Below are 19,088 nucleotides of genomic sequence, written 5' to 3'. Positions count from 1 at the left end.
GAGGCGATGAGGGGGCCACACGACACCACATATCAGTGGCTTCGCTCCCCCTCATCCGGCCCTTCGGGCCACCTTCTCCCCCTTGGGGAGAAGATAACTTCGCCAAGCCTTCCGCGCTAAAATCCCCCTACAATCAGTCCTTGGAGACCGTATACACAAAGTTCGTATCAAAGCTCGGGCCAAGCTTGTAGCCCTTCAGCTTCGACGAGAAACCTGCCACTTCCGTCTGCTGAAAGACGATCACGAACGGGCTGACCGCCGCCACCTTCTTCTGCAGGTCCTGATAGATGGCAGCGCGTTTTTCGGCGTCCTTTTCCAGAAGCGCGCCCTTGCCGGCGTCCGACAGTTCCTTCGGCACGTCCCAAGCATTACGCCAGGCCAGCGTCTTGTTCTTGCCTTCGTCGGAATTGTCCGGGTTGACGGTAAAGGTCTCGGCATTCGAGTTCGGGTCGAAATAGTCCGAACCCCACTGGCCGATATAGATGTCGTGGGTGCGGGCGCGGAATTTCGTCAGCGTCTGCTTGCCGTCGCCGGGAATGATTTCCAGCTTGATGCCGGCCTGCGCCAGCGTCTGCTGCACGCTTTCGGCAATGCCGGTCACCGGCTGCGTGTTGCGTACGTCCATGGTGACGGTGAAACCATCCTTCAGGCCGGCCTTGGCCAGCAGTTCCTTGGCCTTGGCAACGTCGAGCTTGTAAGGGTTTTCGGTGCTGGCACCGAGCTGGCCCTTGGGCAGAAAGTTCTGGTGGATCTCGCCGATACCCTTGATCAGCGTTGCGCCGATCGCATCGTAATCGACCAGATATTTCATCGCCTCGGCCACTTCCGGCTTGGCGAGGTTCTTGTTCTTCTGGTTGAGGCTGAAATAATAGATCGTGCCCTTCGGCGCCGATGTGCTCGACAGGCCGTCCTTGCCTTCGATGGCCTTCAGGTCGTTCGGCTCGAGGTTGCGGGCAACGTCGATATCGCCGTTTTCAAGCGCCAGGCGCTGGCCCGAGCTTTCCTTCATGTGGCGATAGATGACGCGCTTCAGCTTTGGCTTTTCGCCGTAATAATTCGGGTTGGCTTCCAGAATGACGGCCTCGTTGGCGCGCCATGTCAGCACCTTGAACGGGCCGGAACCGGCATAACCGGTCTTCAGCCATTCATTGCCGAAATCGGTATCGTATTTGTATTCGGCGCTCGGCGTTGCCGGCTTGGCATGTTCCGAAACCAGCTTCTTGTCGAGGACGGAAGCAACCGTTGCCGTCAGCACGTTGAGGACGAAGCTCGGCGCATAGGCCTTGTCGACGGTGAAGGTGAAGGTCGTGGCGTCAGTGGCCTTGGCCTTTTCGGTCACGTTGTCGCCGGTCAGGCCGAACTGGGTGAGCAGGAAGGCCGGCGACTTGTCGAGCTTGACGGCGCGTTCGAACGAGAAAGCCACATCCTCGGCGGTAACCGGGTTGCCGGAAGCGAATTTCAGGTCGGGCTTCAGCTTGAACGTATAGGTCAGGCCGTCATCGGATACGGTCCAGCTGGCGGCGAGATCACCGACGACCTTGGACGTATCTGCCGGATCGAGACCGACCAGCTTGCTGTAGCTGTTGGCGGTCACTTCGGCGGTCGAAAGCTCGAAGGCCTCGCCCGGATCGAGCGTGATGATGTCGTCGATGGCAAAACCTTCGACCAGCGTGTCGGCCGGCGTCGCGGCAAAGGCCTGCGGTGCGAGAAGCGTGATCAGCGAAAGGGCGGCGCCTGCGGACAGAATGCGCATGCGTGTGTTGAGAGAGTTCATCATGATGGTCGTCCCGTTGTTTTGTTGCCCGTTATTGTCTTTGTTTTTTTGGATCGAAAATCTCGGCTGGTCAGGCCTTCTCGTGCCAGGCTTCTCCCAGCACGCGCAACCAGTTCTCCCGGCACAATTTGGCAATTTCTTCAGGAGCGTAGCCCGCGTCCCGAAGGGCCGCAACCAGTTTCTGGTTGCCGGCCGCATCGTGAATGTCGGCCGGTACGGTTGCACCGTCAAAGTCGGATCCGAGCGCCACGCAATCGATGCCCATGCGCTCCACCATGTAATCGATATGGCGCACCATGTCGGAGAGCGGCGTGGCGGCATTGTCGCGCGCATCCGGCCGCAGCATGGTGACGGCGTAGTTGAGACCGGCGAGACCGCGGCTCTCCTTGATGGCGTCCATCTGCTTGTCGGTAAGGTTGCGGGCAACCTGCGTCAGCGCATGCGCGTTGGAATGGCTGGCGATCAGTGGCTGGTCGGTGGTTTTTGCCACATCCCAGAAACCCTTTTCGGTGATGTGGGCGAGATCGATCAGGATGCCGAGCCTGTTGCATTCACGGACCAGTTCGAAACCGAGATCGGTGAGACCCGGCCCGGTATCCGGCGACATCGGATAGGCAAACGGCACGCCATGCCCGAAAATGTTGTGACGGCTCCAGACGGGGCCGAGCGAACGCAGGCCGCTAGCGTAGAACACGTCGAGTTCGGCGAGATCGGCGCTGATCGCCTCGCAGCCTTCCATATGCAGCACGGCGGCAAACACGCCGTCTTCCATCGCCTTGCGGATATCCGCCGTCGAGCGGCACAAACGCCATGCACCGGCACGCTCCAGACGCAGCGCTATCGAGGCCTTTTCCATGGCGATGTTGAGCGATGGCAGATGGTCGAGCGGGGCCGCCAGCGGCGTTTCGTAATGGCCGTCGGCATCCGGTTCCTTGAGGATCAGGTCGCCGGAGGGAATGTAGATGGCGCAGATACCGCCGGCCAGACCGCCGATTTTCGAGCGCGGCGCATCGATATGCCCCTGGGAGGTTCCCTTGAAAAACTCGGCGACCGGATCGCCGCCCCCCTTCATGGTCCTCCAAAGCCGGAGAAGCACGTCGTTATGGCCGTCGAACACCAGTTCCATGAATTTTCCAGATCTCTGCTGCAAATGCGAAGCGCTGATCCTATTCAGAACTCCACACACTCGGCAAGCCGGAAAAAATCATCTTATTTGGTCCAGTGACCATCATCCGTTCGGCTAAGCATCGGCGTCTTGAACACGCCGACGATATGGTCGCGCCATTTGGGATCGATATCGGCGATCGTGTCGCGCCAGCGCTCCGATTGCAGCATGGCGGCACCGATGACGACCGGCTCGATACCGATCGCCGACATCAGCGACAGACCAGCGAGAATGGATGAGCCGCTGGAAATCACGTCATCGACCAGCGCGATACGGCTGCCACGCAAAAGCGGCAGCATGCGCGGATCGGCATAGAGCCGTTTGCTGTATTCCGGCGTGGTGATCGACGACATCGGCACCGAGAGCGCATCGTCGTACCAGAATTTTCGCGAGGTCCCGAGCGGCACGTAACGGCCATGGCCGAGACGGCGGGCAACGGCCGCGGCAAGCGTCAATCCCAAGGTCGGCAGGCCGACGATGATCTCCGGATCGAACGGTTTCAGCTTGGCCGCAAGCGCATCGGCCAGCGCATCCTGGACGGCAAAACTCGCCTGGTTGATGATCAGCGAGGCCAGCGCATTTTCGCCGTTGGACAGATGCCGGATCGGCAACATGATCTGCCGGCCATCCTCCAGCACCGCCGGATAAAAGGTGTCGAACGGGCCTGCCGGGTCAAATGTGTCGGCGGGATAGACTTCCTGCCAGAAATCGTGCGGCTGCATGCGGCTCTCCATCAACCGGAAAAACGGGTCACGCGAAATAGGGTTCGTCGCGGTAACGACCGATCTCCTCGACCAGCCATTCGCGAAAAACGCTGACAGGACGGGAATCGGTCTTGGCGACGGGTGCTACCGCATAATAGGCGCTCGGGCTACGCACCTGATGCGGAAATGCTTGCGTGATCTCGCCATTGCGCAATTCGGATGAGATCAGGAACAGCGGCATCAAGGCAACGCCAAGCCCGGCAATACAGGCCTGCGCGACGCTGGAAAACTGTTCAAACCGCATGCCCTGCGACGGCGCATCCCGAAGCCCGAGGCTCTGGAACCAGTGGTTCCACGCCCCCGGCCGCGACGCCATGTGCAGAAGCGGCAGCGCCCGCAGATCTTCCGCCCCCGTAACGGGATGGGCAGCCAGAAACGCGGGGCTTGCGACCGGCGCCACCATTTCGTCCATCAGAAAGGTGCATTCCGCCCCCGGCCAGTCCGGCAGGCCGATATGGATGGCCATATCCAGCCCATCCTTCTCGAAATCAAAGACACCTATACGGGTGGCAAAATTCAGCGTGATTTCCGGGTGGCGCTCGACAAAGCGCGGAATGCGCGGCATCAGCCAGCGCGTGCCAAAAGTCGGCAGGATGGCGAGATTGAGCTGATCATTATGCGTTTTCGTCATGGCCTTGAGAGAGGCCGAACGGATCAGCGACAGCGCATTGCCGATCGATTTGGCGTAATCCACACCCGCCACCGTCAATCCGACGCCACGGCTGCTGCGCTCGAACAGCATGACGCCCAACTGGTCCTCAAGCCCGGAAATCTGGCGGCTGACAGCCCCTTGCGTCAGGGAAAGTTCTTCGGCGGCTGCGGAAAAACTGCCGAGCCGCGCCACCGCATCGAAAGCGGCAAGCGCACCGGTGGAAGGCAGCAATCTGCGGCTCGCAGTGATCATCCGCCATTCCTATACCTCATGGCGAAATGAGTAAACAACGCTTGCCGATCATCAAACCCTCGCGGACAATGAAGCTCACAACGATATTGGAGGCATGATCGTGAGCACGCGTACCGCATTTTCCTGGGAAGACCCGTTTCTGCTTGACGAGCAGATCAGCGAAGACGAGCGGATGATCCGCGACACTGCCGCAGCCTTCGCGAAATCGGAGCTTCTGCCGCGTGTGCAGGAAGCCTATCTGGACGAAACCACCGACAAGGGCCTGTTCAAGCTGATGGGCCAGACCGGCCTTCTCGGCGTCACCCTGCCGGAAGAATTTGGCGCCGCCAACGCCTCCTATGTTGCCTATGGCCTCGTCGCCCGAGAGATCGAACGCATCGACAGTGGCTACCGCTCGATGATGAGCGTGCAATCCTCTCTCGTCATCTACCCGATCTTCGCCTACGGCTCCGATGAGCAGAAACAGAAATATCTGCCCGGCCTCGTCTCCGGCGATCTGATCGGCTGTTTTGGCCTGACCGAGCCGGATGCCGGCTCCGACCCCGGCGGCATGAAGACCCGCGCCGAAAAGATCGAGGGCGGTTACCGCCTGCGCGGTTCAAAGACGTGGATTTCCAACGCACCGATCGCCGACGTGTTCGTCGTCTGGGCCAAGTCGGAAGCGCATAACAACGAGATCCGTGGCTTCGTGCTGGAAAAGGGCATGAAGGGCCTGTCGGCGCCAAAAATCGGCGGCAAGCTTTCGCTGCGCGCCTCGATCACCGGCGAGATCGTGCTGGATGGCGTGGAAGTCACCGAGGATGCGCTTCTGCCGAATGTCTCGGGCCTCAAGGGTCCGTTCGGCTGCCTCAACCGCGCCCGCTACGGCATTTCCTGGGGTGTGCTGGGGGCTGCCGAAGACTGCTGGTTCCGCGCCCGCCAATACGGGCTCGACAGAAAACAGTTCGGCAAGCCGCTGGCCGGCATGCAGCTTTACCAGAAGAAACTCGCCGACATGCAGACGGAAATCACCCTTGGCCTGCAGGCGAGCTTGCGCGTCGGCGAGTTGATGGATGCGCACAAGATGGCGCCGGAAATGATCTCCATCGTCAAGCGCAACAATTGCGGCAAGGCGCTCGACATCGCCCGTCAGGCCCGCGACATGCATGGCGGCAACGGCATCCAGATCGAATACCATGTCATGCGCCACGCGCAGAACCTCGAGACGGTGAACACGTATGAAGGCACACATGATGTCCATGCGCTGATCCTGGGCCGCGCGCAGACGGGCATTCAGGCGTTTTTCTGATCCCGCAAACAGTTCCGGGCGCGATGGGCGCCCGGATTTTTTTCCATTCAGATCATGCGACAGGTGTCAAAATTCCTGCCACTCGTCCCTGGCTGTATCGATCGCGGCATTGCCGGAGAAGGCTGAGGCGATCTTGCGACCGAGTGCGCGCGCCGGTGATGCCACCGGTTTTTCGGCCGGGCGGGCAAGACGGGCGGATGCAATCATCTCGGAGCCAAGCTTGAACTGGCCGAGCAACTGGTTGAGCGACGCCACCTCGCGGGCCAGACCATGGCTTGCTGCCGTGGATTCTTCGACCATGGCCGCATTCTTCTGCGTATCCTGATCCATCTGGTTGACGGCGGTGTTGATCTGCTGAAGGCCTGACGACTGCTCCTGCGCACTTTCGACGATCGCCGCCACGTGGCGGTTGATCTCCTGCACTTCGACGACGATCTTTTCCAGCGCGGTGCCGGTCGCACCGACCAGGTCGACACCTTCCTGAACCTGTTCGTTCGAGGTGGTGATCAGCGTCTTGATCTCCTTGGCCGCATTGGCCGAACGCTGGGCAAGCTCACGCACTTCCTGGGCAACGACAGCGAAACCCTTTCCGGCTTCACCGGCGCGCGCCGCTTCCACACCGGCATTCAGTGCCAGCAGGTTGGTCTGGAAGGCGATGTCGTCGATCACGCCGATAATATTGCCGATCTCGCCGGAAGACTGTTCGATCTTTTCCATGGCGATGACGGCGCGGCGAACGACTTCACCGGAATGCTCGGCTTCCTGACGGGTGCGCGACACCAGCGCACCGGCTTCCTGCGCGCGCTTGGTCGAATCCTTCACAGTGGTGGTGATCTCTTCGAGAGCGGCAGCCGTTTCTTCCACGGCGGCGGCCTGCTGTTCGGTGCGCTTGGCCAGATCGTCGGCTGCAGCCTTGATCTCGTTCGTGCCGGCATTGATGCCGCGGGCATTCTGCGACACCTGCACAAGCGCTGACTGCAGCTTTTCGGCCGACTGGTTGAAATCGCCACGGACGCTGTCGAGGTTCTGCGTGAAGGGCTGGGTGATGCGATAGGCCACATCGCCATCGGAAAGCTTTGCAAGCCCGCCGGCCAGGCTGTCGACGGCGAACTGCACATCGGCTGCTTCCTGCGCCTTCTGCTTTTCGCGCTCGATACGTTCCTTTTCAGAGAGCGAACGGTTCGCCTCGGTTTCCCGCGCCAACTGCGCGCGCTCGACCGCGTTCTGGCGGAAGACCTGCACGGCCTGTGCCATTTCACCGACTTCATCCTTGCGGTCCATACCGTCGATCTCGGATGCCGTATCACCGGCCGCGAGGGACAGCATGCGCTCGCGAAGACGCACGATAGGCGTGGTGATACCCCGAGACGTCACGAACAGCGCCGCACCGATGACAGCCAGGAACATGGCGACGACGGCAACCAGCGTAGATATGATCAGCGAACTGTTGTTTGCGGTCAGCGCCTTGCTGCGGTCTTCGACATCGCTCATCCGCGCCAGCAGGAAGGAGAGGATATCGTCGCTGAGCGGATTGACCAGCGCGTCAGCCTTTTCCAGCGCCACTTTCGCCTGCGCATCCTGCGAACGGGCGGCAAAATCGATCGCCTGATCCGTCTGCGCGATAACGGCACGCATTCTGGTGATAAGGCCATCCAGTTGCTGCGCATGCTGCGGCAGCAGATTGCGTGCCCGACCAAGCTGCGTCAGCACATATTCCTTGGTGGAAACGTAGTCGTCGGCCGCAAACTTGTACATTGGGTGCTGCGGGTCATAAAACGTGGTCTGGTAGGCGGTCAGCGTCAGGCCGATAAGGTTGCGGTTGGCGCGCGCCACCTCCAGCGTGGCACGGTTATCCCGGCTGATGAAGTCGAAATAGGCTTCGTCGGATGCCTTGAACTCAGCGGACAGATAAGCGACGGCGCCAAGGCCGGCGGCACAGAGAAGAAGAATGATCGCAAGGATCTTCGTTCGAATTCCGGTCTTTTCCAAAATGGTCATTTTTGATCCAAAAGAGATGAGCCGTTCCCTTCCCGTGCCGAAGGTCATCGGTTTCAGATTTGGCAGAGCACGTTTTTACCCAGTCATTGGGAAGCGGCGCATCGTGTTTGACCGAGACAGAACGAGAGACGACCAAGGGCCGGTGTCATGAATCAAAATCGGATGTGCAGGCCGCAGCCTCGATATGATTCTTAGCGATAAACAATGTCTTACGAAATTAGTTGGATTGCTGATTATTTTGTGCGGCGCATCAAAAACTGCACTTTCTGTTCGGCATGGCAGCAGATTCGTTCGATGTCGCCTCGGTGAAATCATTTAGTATTACTTTTCATCAAGCTGTTGATTGTCGGTCCCATCTATCCTACCTCAAGACCGCTATTCCATTTGCCGGCCTAGCGCCGGCCCTTGCCGACCCTCCCTTCTGAGAACGAAAGTGGACACCATGACTACCTATCCCGACGTCAAGCTTTTCATTGCCGGCGAATGGCGCGATGCCGTCGCGGGCGAGACCATCGAAGTGACCGATCCGGCGACCGACGAAGTGATCGGCAAGATCGCCCATGCCCGCAAGGCCGACCTTGATCTGGCGCTGGAAGCTGCCGACAAGGGTTTCAAGATCTGGCGTGACACGTCGGCCTTCGAACGCTCGAAGATCATGCGCAAGGCCGCCGATAACCTGCGCGAACGCGCCGATGCGATCGCCTACATGATGACCCGCGAACAGGGTAAACCGCTCGCCCAGTCCAAGATGGAAGTGCTCGGCGCCGCCGACACGATCGACTGGTTCGCCGAAGAAGCACGCCGCACCTATGGCCAGATCATCCCGGCCCGTTTCACCGGCGTCTCGCAGATGGCGATCAAGCTGCCGGTCGGCCCGGTTGCCGCATTCACGCCGTGGAACTTCCCGATCAACCAGATCGTCCGCAAGCTTTCGGCTGCTCTTGCAGCCGGCTGCTCGATCATCGTCAAGGCACCGGAAGAGACGCCTGCATCGCCTGCCGAACTGATCCGCGCCTTCGCCGATGCCGGCGTTCCGGCCGGTGTCATCGGTCTGGTTTATGGCGTGCCGGCCGAAGTGTCGGAATACCTGATCCCGCATCCGGTCATCCGCAAAATTTCGTTCACCGGCTCGACGCCGATCGGCAAGCATCTCGCAGCGCTTGCCGGCAAGCACATGAAGCGCGCCACGATGGAACTCGGCGGCCATGCACCGGTGATGATTTTTGACGATGCCGATCTGGAAAAGGCAATCGAAGTCACGGCGCTTTCGAAATTCCGCAATGCCGGTCAGGTCTGCGTATCGCCGACCCGCTTCCTCATTCAGGATGGCATCGCCGACAAGTTCCTTGACGGTTTTGTCAAGGCGGCCGCCGCCATCAAGGTCGGCAACGGTCTTGAAGCCGACACGGTCATGGGACCACTCGCCAACGAGCGCCGCATCCCGGCCATGGAAGCCCTCATTCAGGACGCCGTCTCTGCCGGCGGCGAGCTGAAGACCGGCGGCAAGCGCATCGGCAACAAGGGCAATTTCTTCGAGCCGACCGTTCTCGCCAATGTTCCGACCTCGGCGAAAATCATGAACGACGAGCCGTTTGGCCCGGTCGCCATCGTCAACCGTTTCTCGACCTTCGAGGATGCCGTTGCAGAAGCCAACCGCCTGCCCTTCGGCCTCGCATCCTATGCCTTCACCGGCTCGGTCAAGACCGCGCACGAACTCGGCCGTCAGGTCGAGGCCGGCATGCTGACCATCAACCACAACGGCCTTGCCCTGCCGGAAGTGCCGTTCGGCGGCATCAAGGATTCGGGTTATGGCACGGAAGGTGGTTCGGAAGCCGTTCAGGCCTATCTCGAAACCAAGTATGTCAGCCAGATGAGCTGATCCACCAGCCTCATGTGAATGACGGGACGGCCGGAGTGAAAACTCCGGCCGTTTTGTTTTGGGCTTGTGTGCGTGAGGGGAATGGCATACGAAAACAAAGAGTGAACATTGGCGAGTTGGTGACAACAGCCTCTCCTCACTCTCGACGTCACCCTCGGGCCTGTCCCGAGGGTCTGCCGAGCTTCATTGTCAGACGTGGTTGGATCCTAGGGACAAGCCCTAGGATGACGGAGGAGAGATGGATAACGCCCCTTGCCATAACCTGCGGACACCTTGATGACTGACACCTCGCCCGAACCCGCCCCACTCCTCAAGGAAATCTTCAACCGCGACCGGTTGCAGCATTTTGCCAACGAGACAGCCGCCATCCATCCGGGCTTCGACCGCGAACGGTTTCTGGCGCTGGCATCCGAAGGGCTGGACGGTCTCAGCATTATGCAGCGCCTGCGGCAGATCGCCGTGTCCTTTCACGCCACCCTGCCCGGCCCTTACGAAAAGAATATCGAGATCCTGCGGGCACTGGCGCCACGCATCAACCACGGCTTTGCCTCGATCACGCCGCCGGAATATGTGGCGCTTTACGGTCACGATCATTTCGACCTCTCCATGCAGGCGCTCGCGTTCTTCACGCAGTTCGGCTCGTCGGAATTCGCCATCCGCCACTTCCTGCAAAAGGATTTTTTTCGCACGCTGAAAGTCATGGAAGGCTGGTCAAAGGATGACAACGAGCATGTCCGCCGCCTCGCCTCGGAAGGCTGCCGCCCGCGCCTGCCATGGTCGTTTCAGCTCAAGGAACTGATCGCCGATCCCGCACCGGTATCAAACATCCTTGAAAACCTGAAAAGCGACCCGGCGCTCTATGTCCGCAAATCCGTCGCCAACCATCTGAACGACATCACCAAGGACCACCCGGATTGGGTGCTGCAAAAGATTGCCGGCTGGGACCAGACGAATGTGCACAGCAATTGGATCATCCGGCAGGCCCTGCGCACGCTGATCAAGAAGGGAGATGCCCGCGCCCTGCATGTTCTGGGTGCCGGCCACAAGGCCGAGGTGGTGGTCGACAATTTCTCGGTGACACCGTCATCTCTGAAACTCGGCGGCGCGGTGAAGATTTCCACACATCTCGTTTCGACGTCGGAGGCATCACAAAAGCTCGTGGTCGATTACGCGGTGCATTACGTGAAGAAAGCAAGCGGCACCTCGAAAAAGGTGTTCAAATGGAAGGAGATCACGCTGCATGCTGGTGCCGGTATCGACCTTTCCATCAGCCGCGCCATCCGAGATTTCACCACGCGCGTGCATTACCCCGGCCGACATGCGGTGGAACTGATCGTCAATGGTGAGGTACTGGCGGAAGGGGCGTTCGAGATTTTGGGGTGAATCCAGAACCTGTAGGCAGCATCACTTGAACAGGGTGGAAAGGTCGCGCCGGCCATCCACGACCCGCACGATTTCCACCGTATGGACATCACCATCATCGGTATCGGGCCGGGTCTCGTAGAGAATGATATAAGGCGCTTCGACAATCATTCGCGCCGTTCGAAAAATCGACGGCTGGCGCGTGCCCAGGCGAGGATGCTCGGTCAACATCTGTGCCTTGTGCCGCAAATTGGCAAAGTAGCGTTCAGCGCTATCGGGCTGGTGCCTGCCGATATCGACGTAGATCTGCTTGACGTCGGCCCGAGCCTTCGGGGTCCACACCAGCTTAACGGCCATGGATCGCCGCAGCCAGTTCCTCACGAGCTTCATCCAGCGCGGCGTCGAGATCAAGTTCGACGGCCGGGCCGCTGTTCTTGCCTTCTTCCCACAGGGCCTGCAGTCTGGCCGTGGTCTCGCGCTTTTCGATCCATTTTGCCGACCAGTCGCGCAGGGCCTCACGCACCACTTCGCTTCCGCTCGCATAGGCGCCGCTTTGCACCGCATCGCGCAAAAGCTCGGCATGTTGCGGAGTCATGGAAATGCTGACTTTCTCGACCTTGGACATCGTCTGCCTTCTCAAGATGGTGCGAATTATTACCACCATCTTCGAAATCAGCCAACGGGATTGGGGTCGGTCTTTCCTAAACAGCAAACACCTTCGCCCGCCGCAGCGTCACAAAACCACCCTCACCCGCCGTCACCACCCGTTCCGGCTCGACATTGAATTCCAACTGTTCGCCGGCTGCTGTCACCGCCAGCACCCGCCGCCCATCCGGGCGGTCGAGCACGCGCGAAATCGTCGCGGCGATACCCGGCCCCTCAGCCGACCAGTCGAGATCGGCGGGGCGCGCGTAAAGCTCGGCCTTGCCGTCCACCACGCCGGGCGCCTCTACCGAAATATCACCGACATGGGCACGCCCGTCGCGCACCTCTGCCGCAATCACATTGGCATCCCCCAGAAACTTCATCACGAAGGCCGATTGCGGATCGCGGCAGACCTCCTGCGGCGTGCCCTGCTGCACGATCTGGCCATCCTTCAGGATCACCACCCGGTCGGCAAGATCGAGCGCCTCTTCCTGATCGTGGGTAACGAACAGCGTGGTGATCCCCAGTTCCGAGTGGATTTCGCGCAGCCAGCGGCGCAGGTCGCGGCGCACATTGGCATCGAGCGCGCCAAAAGGTTCATCGAGCAGCAACACCTTTGGATCGACGGCAAGGGCACGGGCAAGAGCCACGCGCTGCCGCTGGCCGCCGGAAATCTGTGCCGGAAAACGATCGCCGAGACCTTCGAGGCGCACCAGTCGCAGCAGATCGGTGACGCGGGCCTCAATGGCTGCCCTGTCGCGCTTCACCTTCGAAACCTTCATGCCGAAAGCGATATTGTTGGCCACCGTCATATGCGGAAACAGCGCGTAGTGCTGGAACACGAAACCGACGCCACGGTCGCGCACCGGAATGTCGGTGGCATCCTGATCGCCGAAATGGATATGGCCGCCATCGGCATATTCCAGTCCCGCCACCATGCGCAGGATCGTGGTCTTGCCCGAGCCGGAGGGGCCGAGCAGCGCCACCAGTTCGCCACTCTCGATATCCAGCGACACATCCTTCACGGCGCGAAAGTTCTCAAAGGTTTTGACGACATTTTCCAGGCGGATCTTCATGCGATTTTCTCTGCCGGGTTGGCGGTTTTGCGGACGCGGCCGGCGCCCTGTCTTTCGAGCAGGACCTTGGCGATGATGGTGAAGACGGCGATGGTCGCCAGGATGGAGGCGGAGGCGAAAGCACCCGCCGCCTGATAATCGTGGTAGAGCAGTTCGATATGCAGAGGCAGCGTGTTGGTCTGGCCCCGAATATTGCCGGAAACGACCGAAACCGCCCCGAACTCGCCCATCACACGCGCATTGCAGAGAATGACGCCGTACAGCAGCGCCCATTTGACATTGGGCAGCGTCACCGAAAGAAAAGTGCGGAAACCGGATGCCCCGAGCGAGGTGGCCGCCTCCTCGAGATCACGCCCCTGCGCCTGCATCAGCGGGATCAGTTCGCGCGCCACGAAAGGTGCAGTCACGAACATCGAGGCGATGATGATGCCGGGCACGGCGAACAGGATCTTGATGTCATACGCATCCAGCAACGGACCAAACAGGCCCTGCAGCCCGTAGACGAACAGATAGGCGACACCGGCAACAATGGGCGACACCGAGAACGGGATCTCGATCACGACCAGCAGAAAGCGTTTGCCCCAGAAATCGAACTTTGTGATCGCCCAGGCCGCGGCAATGCCGAAGGCAGTATTCACCGGCACGGCGATCAGCGCCGCCAGCACCGTCAGGCCGATGGCATGCAGCGTATCGGGATGGATGATCGTATCGCGGTAAACCACCCACCCTTTCGAAAATGCCTCGACGCCGATGATGATCAGCGGCGCGACAATAACGAAGGCGACGAGAACGAGCACGATACCGATCAGCGTGCGGCGAAAAATGGGATTGTCGCCGACACGCGGCGGCTTCTTTCGGGTAGGAAGCGTGCTCATGACCTATCCCTTCACCGTGTAACGCAGCGCCCGCGCCTGCAGCCAGTTGGTGATGCCGAGCATGAAGAAGGCGGTGAGCAGCAGCACCGAGGCGATCGCGGCCGCCGCCTGATAATCATATTCCTCCAGCCGGATGAAGATCAGCAATGCGGTGATTTCCGTCGACATCGGCTGGTTGCCGGCGATAAAAATGATCGCGCCGAATTCGCCGAGGCAACGCGCGAAGGAGAGCGATACACCGGCGAGAAGTGCCGGGGTCAAAAGTGGCAGGATGACTTTTCGAAAGATCGTCCAGTCGGAACCGCCGAGCGATTGCGCCGCCTCTTCCAGCGCCGGATCGAGATCCTCCAGCACCGGCTGCACGGTGCGCACGATGAAGGGCAGCGAGGTAAAGCACATGGCGATCATGATGCCCAAAGGCGTATAGGCAACCTTGATGCCCCAGCTTTCGAGCACCGAACCGAACCAGCCGTTATTGGCAAACAGCGCCGTCAGCGCGATACCGGCCACCGCCGTCGGCAGCGCGAATGGCAGATCGACCACGGCATCGACGATACGCCGGCCGGGAAAACGGTAACGGGTGATCACCCAGGCGAGCGACAGCCCGAAAAACAGGTTGAAGATGGTGGCACCCAGCGCTGACAGCACTGTGACGCGATAGCTCGCCACGGCGCGCGGCGACGAGACGATCTGCCAGTAATCCGCAGGCCCGAGGCTTGCCGCCTTGAAAACCAGCGCCACCAGCGGCAGCACGACGATCAGGCCGACATAAAACAGGGTCACGCCCAGCGATAGTGGCAGGCCGGGCAGGACATTGCGACGTCTCACGCACTCGGTTCCTTAATTGGCAAAAGCCGGCGGATGGGAAATCCGCCGGTGAGAGGAGTGATGGAGCCGGCCTCTTGCTTGCCGTCATCCTCGGCCTTGTGCCGAGGATCTACCGTGGCCTCCATTTGGCTCAGCAGATGCTCGGGACAGGCCCGAGCATGAAGGAAGAGTATGTGGTCAGGCTCAATGCTGGGAAAGAGTTACCGGCTGCCGTAGAGCTTGTCGAGCGTGCCGCCAGACGCAAAGTGTTCCTTCTGGATCTTCTCCCAGCCGCCAAACACGTCATCGACCTTGACGAGACGAATTTCCGGGAACTGATCCTTGAACTCGGCCGCAACCTTTTCGTTATGGACGCGGTGGCCGAACTCTGCGGCGATCTTCTGGCCCTCTTCGGTATAGAGGAAGTCGAGATAGGTTTTTGCCAGCGCTTCGGTGCCGTGCTTCTTGGCAACCTTGTCGACCACGGCGACCGGGAATTCAGCCAGCAGGCTGACGGACGGGATGACGCTTTCGACCTTGTCCTTGCCGAACTGCTTTTCGATGCCGCGGGTTTCCGCCTCGAACGTGATCAGCACGTCGCCCTGGCCACGCTCGACGAATGTGGTGGTGGCGGCGCGACCGCCGGTGTCGAACACCGGAACGTTGTCAAAGATCTTGGTGATATAGGCTTCGACCTTCTCGGCGTCGTCCTTGTACTCTTCCTTCGCCCATGCGGTGGCGGCGAGATAGGTGTAGCGTGCATTGCCGGAGGTCTTCGGGTTCGGGAAGACGGCGTGAACGTCGTCACGCGCCAGATCGGCCCAGCCCTTGATGTTTTTCGGATTGCCGGCGCGCACCAGGAAGGCCGGGAAGGAATAGAAGGGCGAGGCCTCGTTCGGGAATGCCTTGGTCCACTCCTTCGAAACAAAACCGTTCTTGGCGAGGAAATCGATATCGGTCGACTGGTTGAAGGTGACCACGTCGGCTTCCAGACCCTCAACGATCGAGCGCGCCTGCTTCGACGTGCCGGCATGCGACTGGTCGATGGTCACACCCGGATGGCCCTTCACAAAGGCCTCGTTGACGGCAACGAACAGTTCGCGGGCAACGTCATAGGAGGCGTTGAGCAGTTTCTGCTCCTGCGCGAAGGCGGGCTGCACGAAAAGGGCTGCCAGGGCGGTGCCGAGGATCAGAAGGCGCTTCATCAAAAGTCTCCGGTGGAATTTGCGATTGACGCAAACATATGCGGCGACATGAGGCCGCGCGAGAAATCCACCACTCACGCGCATGGGCGAGGGAGAATTTTCCACCAAAGGTAAGCCCAATTGGCGAGGCCCGTTCCAACATCGCGGAACGGGCCTCGCATTTGATTATTCCGCCGCCATCGGCAGGTCGAGCTGTTGCGGCTCGTTCTGCTGGTCCGAAGGCTTTTCCGTCTCTTTCGGCTCGCGACCGAAGAACAGCGCATAACCGGCCGGCAGCACGAAGATGGTCAGCACCGTGGCCACCAGAATGCCGCCCATCATCGCATAGGCGAGCGGCCCCCAGAACAGACCCCAAGAGATCGGGATCAGCGCCAGCACGGCGGTCATGGCAGTCAGCATGATCGGCCGGAAACGCCGCACGGCGGCCCCGACGATCGCTTCGGCTTTATGCATCCCCGCCGCGATATCCTGGTCGATCTGGTCGATCAGGATGATCGAGTTGCGGATGATGATGCCGAGCAGCGCGATGACCCCGAGGATCGCCACGAAGCCGAATGGCGCGCCGCTGATCAGAAGTGCGGCTGCAGCGCCGATGATGCCGAGCGGACCGGTGGCAAGCACCAGCATCGATTTGCCAAAGTGCTGCAACTGGATCATCAGCAGCGCCACGATCACAAGCAGCATGACCGGCGCCTTGGCGGCAATCGACTGCTGGCTTTCGGCCGCATCTTCCGCGCCGCCCTGGATTTCCAGCCTATAGCCGGCCGGCAGTTGCGCGCGGATATCACCCAGCTGATTGTAGAGTTTTGCCGAAAGATCGGTCGGCTCCACGCTATCCGGCACGGTCGCCTTGATGGTGATGGTCGGCAGGCGGTCGCGGCGCCACTCGATGCCGTTTTCCAGCACCGGCTCGACGCGGGCGATCTGCGACACCGGCACGAAGGCGCCGCTATCGGTCGGAATATAGACGCTTTCCACCGCCGACAGCAGTTTGCGGGTTTCCGCCGGTTCGCGGGCAACGATCGAGACCGTTTCCTCGCCATCGCGGAAATCACCCAGCGGCGCACCGGTCGTGGCGGCATAGAGCATCTGGCGCACACGCTGCGAAGAGACGCCGAGCGCACGGGCACGGTCCTGATCGATGACAAGCTTCATCGCCGGCACTTTTTCCAGCCAGTCGTCATGCACCGCGCCGAGAACCGGGTTCTGGTGGAAACGTTCCTTCACCTGATCGGCAATGCGGCGCACTTCGTCACGATCGGGTCCAAGCACGCGCATCTGCACTGCCCAGCCGACCGGAGGGCCGAGGAACAGGCGATCGACCTTGCCGCGTACCGTCGGGAAATCTTCCGCCAGCGTCTTGCGCAGTTTTTCGATCATCCGTTCGCGGGATTCCACATCCTTGGCCATGACGAGCAGCTGCGCATAGTTGGGGTTGCGAAGCTGCTGGTCGAGCGGCAGGAAGAAGCGTGGCGCGCCCTCGCCGATATAGGTGGCGACAAAACTCTTGTCGGGATCCGGCAGGATGCGGTCTTCCAGCGCCTTGGCCTGACGTTCCGTTTCTTCGATCGAGGTGCCTTCCGGCAGCCACATATCGACCAGAATTTCCGGCCGCGACGATTGCGGGAAGAAGCTTTGCGGAATGAACTGGAACGACCACAGGCTGCCGGCAAACACGCCGAGCGTCAGAAGCAGCACGATCACCCGGTGCTTGACCGCCCAGCCGACCGAGTGGCGCAGGCCGCGGTAGAAACGCGTGTCATAGGCATCGTGATGGGTGCCCGCATGCGCACGCTGTTTCAGCAGCATATAGCCAATCCATGGCGTGAAATAGACGGCGACGAACCACGAAACCACCAGCGCGATGCCCACGACATAAAACAGCGAGCGCACATATTCGCCGGCGGTCGAATCCGCGAAACCGACCGGAATGAAGCCCGCAACGGTGATCAGCGTGCCCGTCAGCATCGGGAATGCGGTGGAGGAGTAGGCGAAGGTGGCAGCCTCGAGTTTTGGCAGCCCCTCTTCCAGTTTTCGCTCCATCATCTCCACGACGATCATCGCATCATCCACCAGCAGGCCGAGCGCAATGATCAGCGCGCCGAGCGAGATGCGCTGCAATTCGATGCCGAGCGTGTACATGATGCCGAGCGTGGCGGCGAGAACCAGCGGAATGGCGATGGCGATGATGATGCCCGAGCGCCAGCCGATCGAGATCAGCGAGATGGCCAGCACGATCACCAGCGCTTCCATCAGCGCCTGCGTGAACTCGCCGACAGCTTCGGTCACCACTTCCGGCTGATTGGAAACCTGATCGACGGACACGCCGACCGGCATGGAGGCGATGAAGCGCTCATAGGTCGCCTCGACCGAGGTGCCGACATCGGTCACCTTGAAGCCGGGCGCCATCACGACACCGACCTGCACGCCGTCATGCCCGTTGAAGCGATACTTGCGCTCATAGGGTTCGACAAGCCCTGAGGACACGGTAGCGATATCGCCGAGACGGATCACGTCCGAGCCGGTACGCAGCCGCAGCTCGCGCACATCTTCCGGCGTCGTGACGCCGCCCTCCACCGCGATCCGGACGGAACGACTGGAGGTCTCAACATTTCCGGCCGGATCGACGGTGTTCTGCCCAGCAAGGGCGTTCTGGAGGTCTGTGAAGGTTAGATTGTGCTCGGCCAGAACCTTGGACGAGATGTCGATATAGATCTTTTCCGCCTGGTCACCGAGGATGACGGCCTTTTCGACGCCGGGTGTGGCGATCAGCATGTCGCGCGCCTGGATGGCGTATTTCTTCAGCTCCGGATAGCTGTAGCCTTCACCGCTGATGGCATGCAGGGTGATATAGGTATCGCCGAATTCGTCGTTGAAATAAGGCCCGAGCAGGCCACTCGGCAGGTCGGTAATGTCACCGACCTTCTTGCGCACCTGATAGAAGGCATCGGCCACCTCGGCGGCATTGGTATCGCCCTTGATCTGCAGGGTGATGATCGTGCTGCCGGCGCGCGAATAGGATTTCACCCAGTCGAGATGCGGGGTTTCCTGCAGCTTGCGCTCGATCTTGTTGGCGACCTGATCCTGCATTTCCTGAAGCGAGGCGCCCGGCCAGACGGCCTGCACCACCATGACGCGGAAGGTGAAATCGGGATCTTCCTTCTGGCCCATGTTCATGATGCCGAGCGCACCGATGACGATGATCAGGCCGAACAGGAACCGGCCGATGCTCGGATGGGCAATCGCCCAGCGCGAAAGGTTGAAAGGTTGCTTTTCCGGCGTCTTTTCGGGGCCGGAAGGTGTGTGATCGGAGGACGACATGATCTCTTTTCCCTCTATCCGGCGC

The 19,088-nt window shown here is 60.4% G+C and carries 15 protein-coding genes; 3 read left to right on the top strand and 12 right to left on the bottom strand.

All coding sequences use genetic code 11. The annotated features are described in order from the left end of the window. Positions 1 to 133: 133 nt before the first annotated feature. From EDF70_RS00995 to EDF70_RS00980, 4 genes are all read right to left on the bottom strand, one after another. Complete coding sequence (locus EDF70_RS00995; RefSeq protein ID WP_132271394.1) at positions 134 to 1,777, bottom strand: ABC transporter substrate-binding protein; 1,644 nt, start codon at positions 1,775 to 1,777, stop codon at positions 134 to 136. 67 nt (positions 1,778 to 1,844) lie between these two features. Then, positions 1,845 to 2,900: a dipeptidase gene (locus EDF70_RS00990; protein ID WP_132271393.1), complete on the bottom strand. Its 1,056-nt coding sequence runs from the start codon at positions 2,898 to 2,900 to the stop codon at positions 1,845 to 1,847. Between the two features lie 83 nt (positions 2,901 to 2,983). After that, positions 2,984 to 3,661, bottom strand: coding sequence for a phosphoribosyltransferase (locus tag EDF70_RS00985; RefSeq protein WP_132271392.1), 678 nt, complete (start codon positions 3,659 to 3,661; stop codon positions 2,984 to 2,986). 28 nt (positions 3,662 to 3,689) lie between these two features. Further along, positions 3,690 to 4,607 carry a LysR family transcriptional regulator gene (locus EDF70_RS00980; RefSeq protein WP_132271391.1) on the bottom strand — a complete coding sequence of 306 codons (918 nt, stop codon included), beginning with the start codon at positions 4,605 to 4,607 and terminating at the stop codon, positions 3,690 to 3,692. Between the two features lie 100 nt (positions 4,608 to 4,707). Here EDF70_RS00980 and EDF70_RS00975 point away from each other — a divergent pair, with 100 nt between their 5' ends. Further along, on the top strand, positions 4,708 to 5,895 hold the full coding sequence (locus EDF70_RS00975) for an acyl-CoA dehydrogenase (protein WP_132271390.1): 1,188 nt from the start codon (positions 4,708 to 4,710) through the stop codon (positions 5,893 to 5,895). Between the two features lie 66 nt (positions 5,896 to 5,961). On the opposite strand, the gene EDF70_RS00970 is transcribed toward EDF70_RS00975, so the two are convergent. Then, positions 5,962 to 7,893 (bottom strand): HAMP domain-containing methyl-accepting chemotaxis protein, encoded by a 1,932-nt coding sequence (locus EDF70_RS00970; protein ID WP_132271389.1) that lies wholly within the window; start codon positions 7,891 to 7,893, stop codon positions 5,962 to 5,964. A gap of 442 nt (positions 7,894 to 8,335) precedes the next feature. Between EDF70_RS00970 and EDF70_RS00965 the strand changes: the two genes are divergently transcribed. Further along, a complete protein-coding gene (locus EDF70_RS00965) occupies positions 8,336 to 9,772 on the top strand; it encodes an NAD-dependent succinate-semialdehyde dehydrogenase (RefSeq protein WP_132272516.1) in 1,437 nt (478 codons plus the stop codon). Between the two features lie 276 nt (positions 9,773 to 10,048). Next, positions 10,049 to 11,155, top strand: coding sequence for a DNA alkylation repair protein (locus EDF70_RS00960; protein ID WP_132271388.1), 1,107 nt, complete (start codon positions 10,049 to 10,051; stop codon positions 11,153 to 11,155). Positions 11,156 to 11,176: 21 nt separating this feature from the next. Here EDF70_RS00960 and EDF70_RS00955 read toward each other — a convergent pair whose 3' ends face one another. The 7 genes from EDF70_RS00955 to EDF70_RS00925 all read right to left on the bottom strand — a co-directional run bounded on the left by EDF70_RS00955 (position 11,177) and on the right by EDF70_RS00925 (position 19,063). Then, positions 11,177 to 11,491 (bottom strand): type II toxin-antitoxin system RelE/ParE family toxin, encoded by a 315-nt coding sequence (locus tag EDF70_RS00955; RefSeq protein ID WP_132271387.1) that lies wholly within the window; start codon positions 11,489 to 11,491, stop codon positions 11,177 to 11,179. Further along, on the bottom strand, positions 11,481 to 11,759 hold the full coding sequence (locus EDF70_RS00950) for a type II toxin-antitoxin system ParD family antitoxin (protein ID WP_132271386.1): 279 nt from the start codon (positions 11,757 to 11,759) through the stop codon (positions 11,481 to 11,483). The genes EDF70_RS00955 and EDF70_RS00950 overlap by 11 nt, the downstream gene beginning before the upstream one ends. Positions 11,760 to 11,835: 76 nt before the next feature. Beyond that, the gene (locus EDF70_RS00945) at positions 11,836 to 12,855 is read right to left on the bottom strand and encodes a sulfate/molybdate ABC transporter ATP-binding protein (protein WP_132271385.1); all 1,020 of its coding nucleotides are present in this window, start codon (positions 12,853 to 12,855) and stop codon (positions 11,836 to 11,838) included. Then, on the bottom strand, positions 12,852 to 13,730 hold the full coding sequence (gene cysW / locus EDF70_RS00940) for a sulfate ABC transporter permease subunit CysW (RefSeq protein ID WP_132271384.1): 879 nt from the start codon (positions 13,728 to 13,730) through the stop codon (positions 12,852 to 12,854). Before cysW ends, EDF70_RS00945 begins: the two co-directional genes overlap by 4 nt. Positions 13,731 to 13,733: 3 nt before the next feature. Then, positions 13,734 to 14,558 (bottom strand): sulfate ABC transporter permease subunit CysT, encoded by an 825-nt coding sequence (gene cysT, locus EDF70_RS00935; RefSeq protein ID WP_132271383.1) that lies wholly within the window; start codon positions 14,556 to 14,558, stop codon positions 13,734 to 13,736. A gap of 200 nt (positions 14,559 to 14,758) precedes the next feature. Further along, complete coding sequence (gene cysP / locus EDF70_RS00930; RefSeq protein WP_132271382.1) at positions 14,759 to 15,742, bottom strand: thiosulfate ABC transporter substrate-binding protein CysP; 984 nt, start codon at positions 15,740 to 15,742, stop codon at positions 14,759 to 14,761. A 165-nt stretch (positions 15,743 to 15,907) separates the two neighbouring features. Beyond that, positions 15,908 to 19,063: an efflux RND transporter permease subunit gene (locus tag EDF70_RS00925; protein ID WP_132271381.1), complete on the bottom strand. Its 3,156-nt coding sequence runs from the start codon at positions 19,061 to 19,063 to the stop codon at positions 15,908 to 15,910. Positions 19,064 to 19,088: the final 25 nt, after the last annotated feature.

Origin of the sequence: Neorhizobium sp. JUb45 (assembly GCF_004343585.1) — a bacterium.
In the GTDB taxonomy this organism is placed as follows: Bacteria; Pseudomonadota; Alphaproteobacteria; order Rhizobiales; family Rhizobiaceae; genus Neorhizobium.
Note: the sequence above shows the minus strand (reverse complement) of the source record. Positions and strands in the feature narration are given on the sequence as shown.

Excerpts from the sequence above, each read along its gene's own strand:
- EDF70_RS00995 (WP_132271394.1), bottom strand. The coding sequence starts at position 1,777 with ATGATGAACTCTCTCAACACACGCATGCGCATTCTGTCCGCAGGCGCC.
- EDF70_RS00990 (WP_132271393.1), bottom strand. The coding sequence starts at position 2,900 with ATGGAACTGGTGTTCGACGGCCATAACGACGTGCTTCTCCGGCTTTGG.
- EDF70_RS00985 (WP_132271392.1), bottom strand. The coding sequence starts at position 3,661 with ATGCAGCCGCACGATTTCTGGCAGGAAGTCTATCCCGCCGACACATTT.
- EDF70_RS00980 (WP_132271391.1), bottom strand. The coding sequence starts at position 4,607 with ATGATCACTGCGAGCCGCAGATTGCTGCCTTCCACCGGTGCGCTTGCC.
- EDF70_RS00970 (WP_132271389.1), bottom strand. The coding sequence starts at position 7,893 with ATGACCATTTTGGAAAAGACCGGAATTCGAACGAAGATCCTTGCGATC.
- EDF70_RS00965 (WP_132272516.1), top strand. The coding sequence starts at position 8,336 with ATGACTACCTATCCCGACGTCAAGCTTTTCATTGCCGGCGAATGGCGC.
- EDF70_RS00960 (WP_132271388.1), top strand. The coding sequence starts at position 10,049 with ATGACTGACACCTCGCCCGAACCCGCCCCACTCCTCAAGGAAATCTTC.
- EDF70_RS00955 (WP_132271387.1), bottom strand. The coding sequence starts at position 11,491 with ATGGCCGTTAAGCTGGTGTGGACCCCGAAGGCTCGGGCCGACGTCAAG.
- EDF70_RS00950 (WP_132271386.1), bottom strand. The coding sequence starts at position 11,759 with ATGTCCAAGGTCGAGAAAGTCAGCATTTCCATGACTCCGCAACATGCC.
- EDF70_RS00945 (WP_132271385.1), bottom strand. The coding sequence starts at position 12,855 with ATGAAGATCCGCCTGGAAAATGTCGTCAAAACCTTTGAGAACTTTCGC.
- cysW (WP_132271384.1), bottom strand. The coding sequence starts at position 13,730 with ATGAGCACGCTTCCTACCCGAAAGAAGCCGCCGCGTGTCGGCGACAAT.
- cysP (WP_132271382.1), bottom strand. The coding sequence starts at position 15,742 with ATGAAGCGCCTTCTGATCCTCGGCACCGCCCTGGCAGCCCTTTTCGTG.
- EDF70_RS00925 (WP_132271381.1), bottom strand. The coding sequence starts at position 19,063 with ATGTCGTCCTCCGATCACACACCTTCCGGCCCCGAAAAGACGCCGGAA.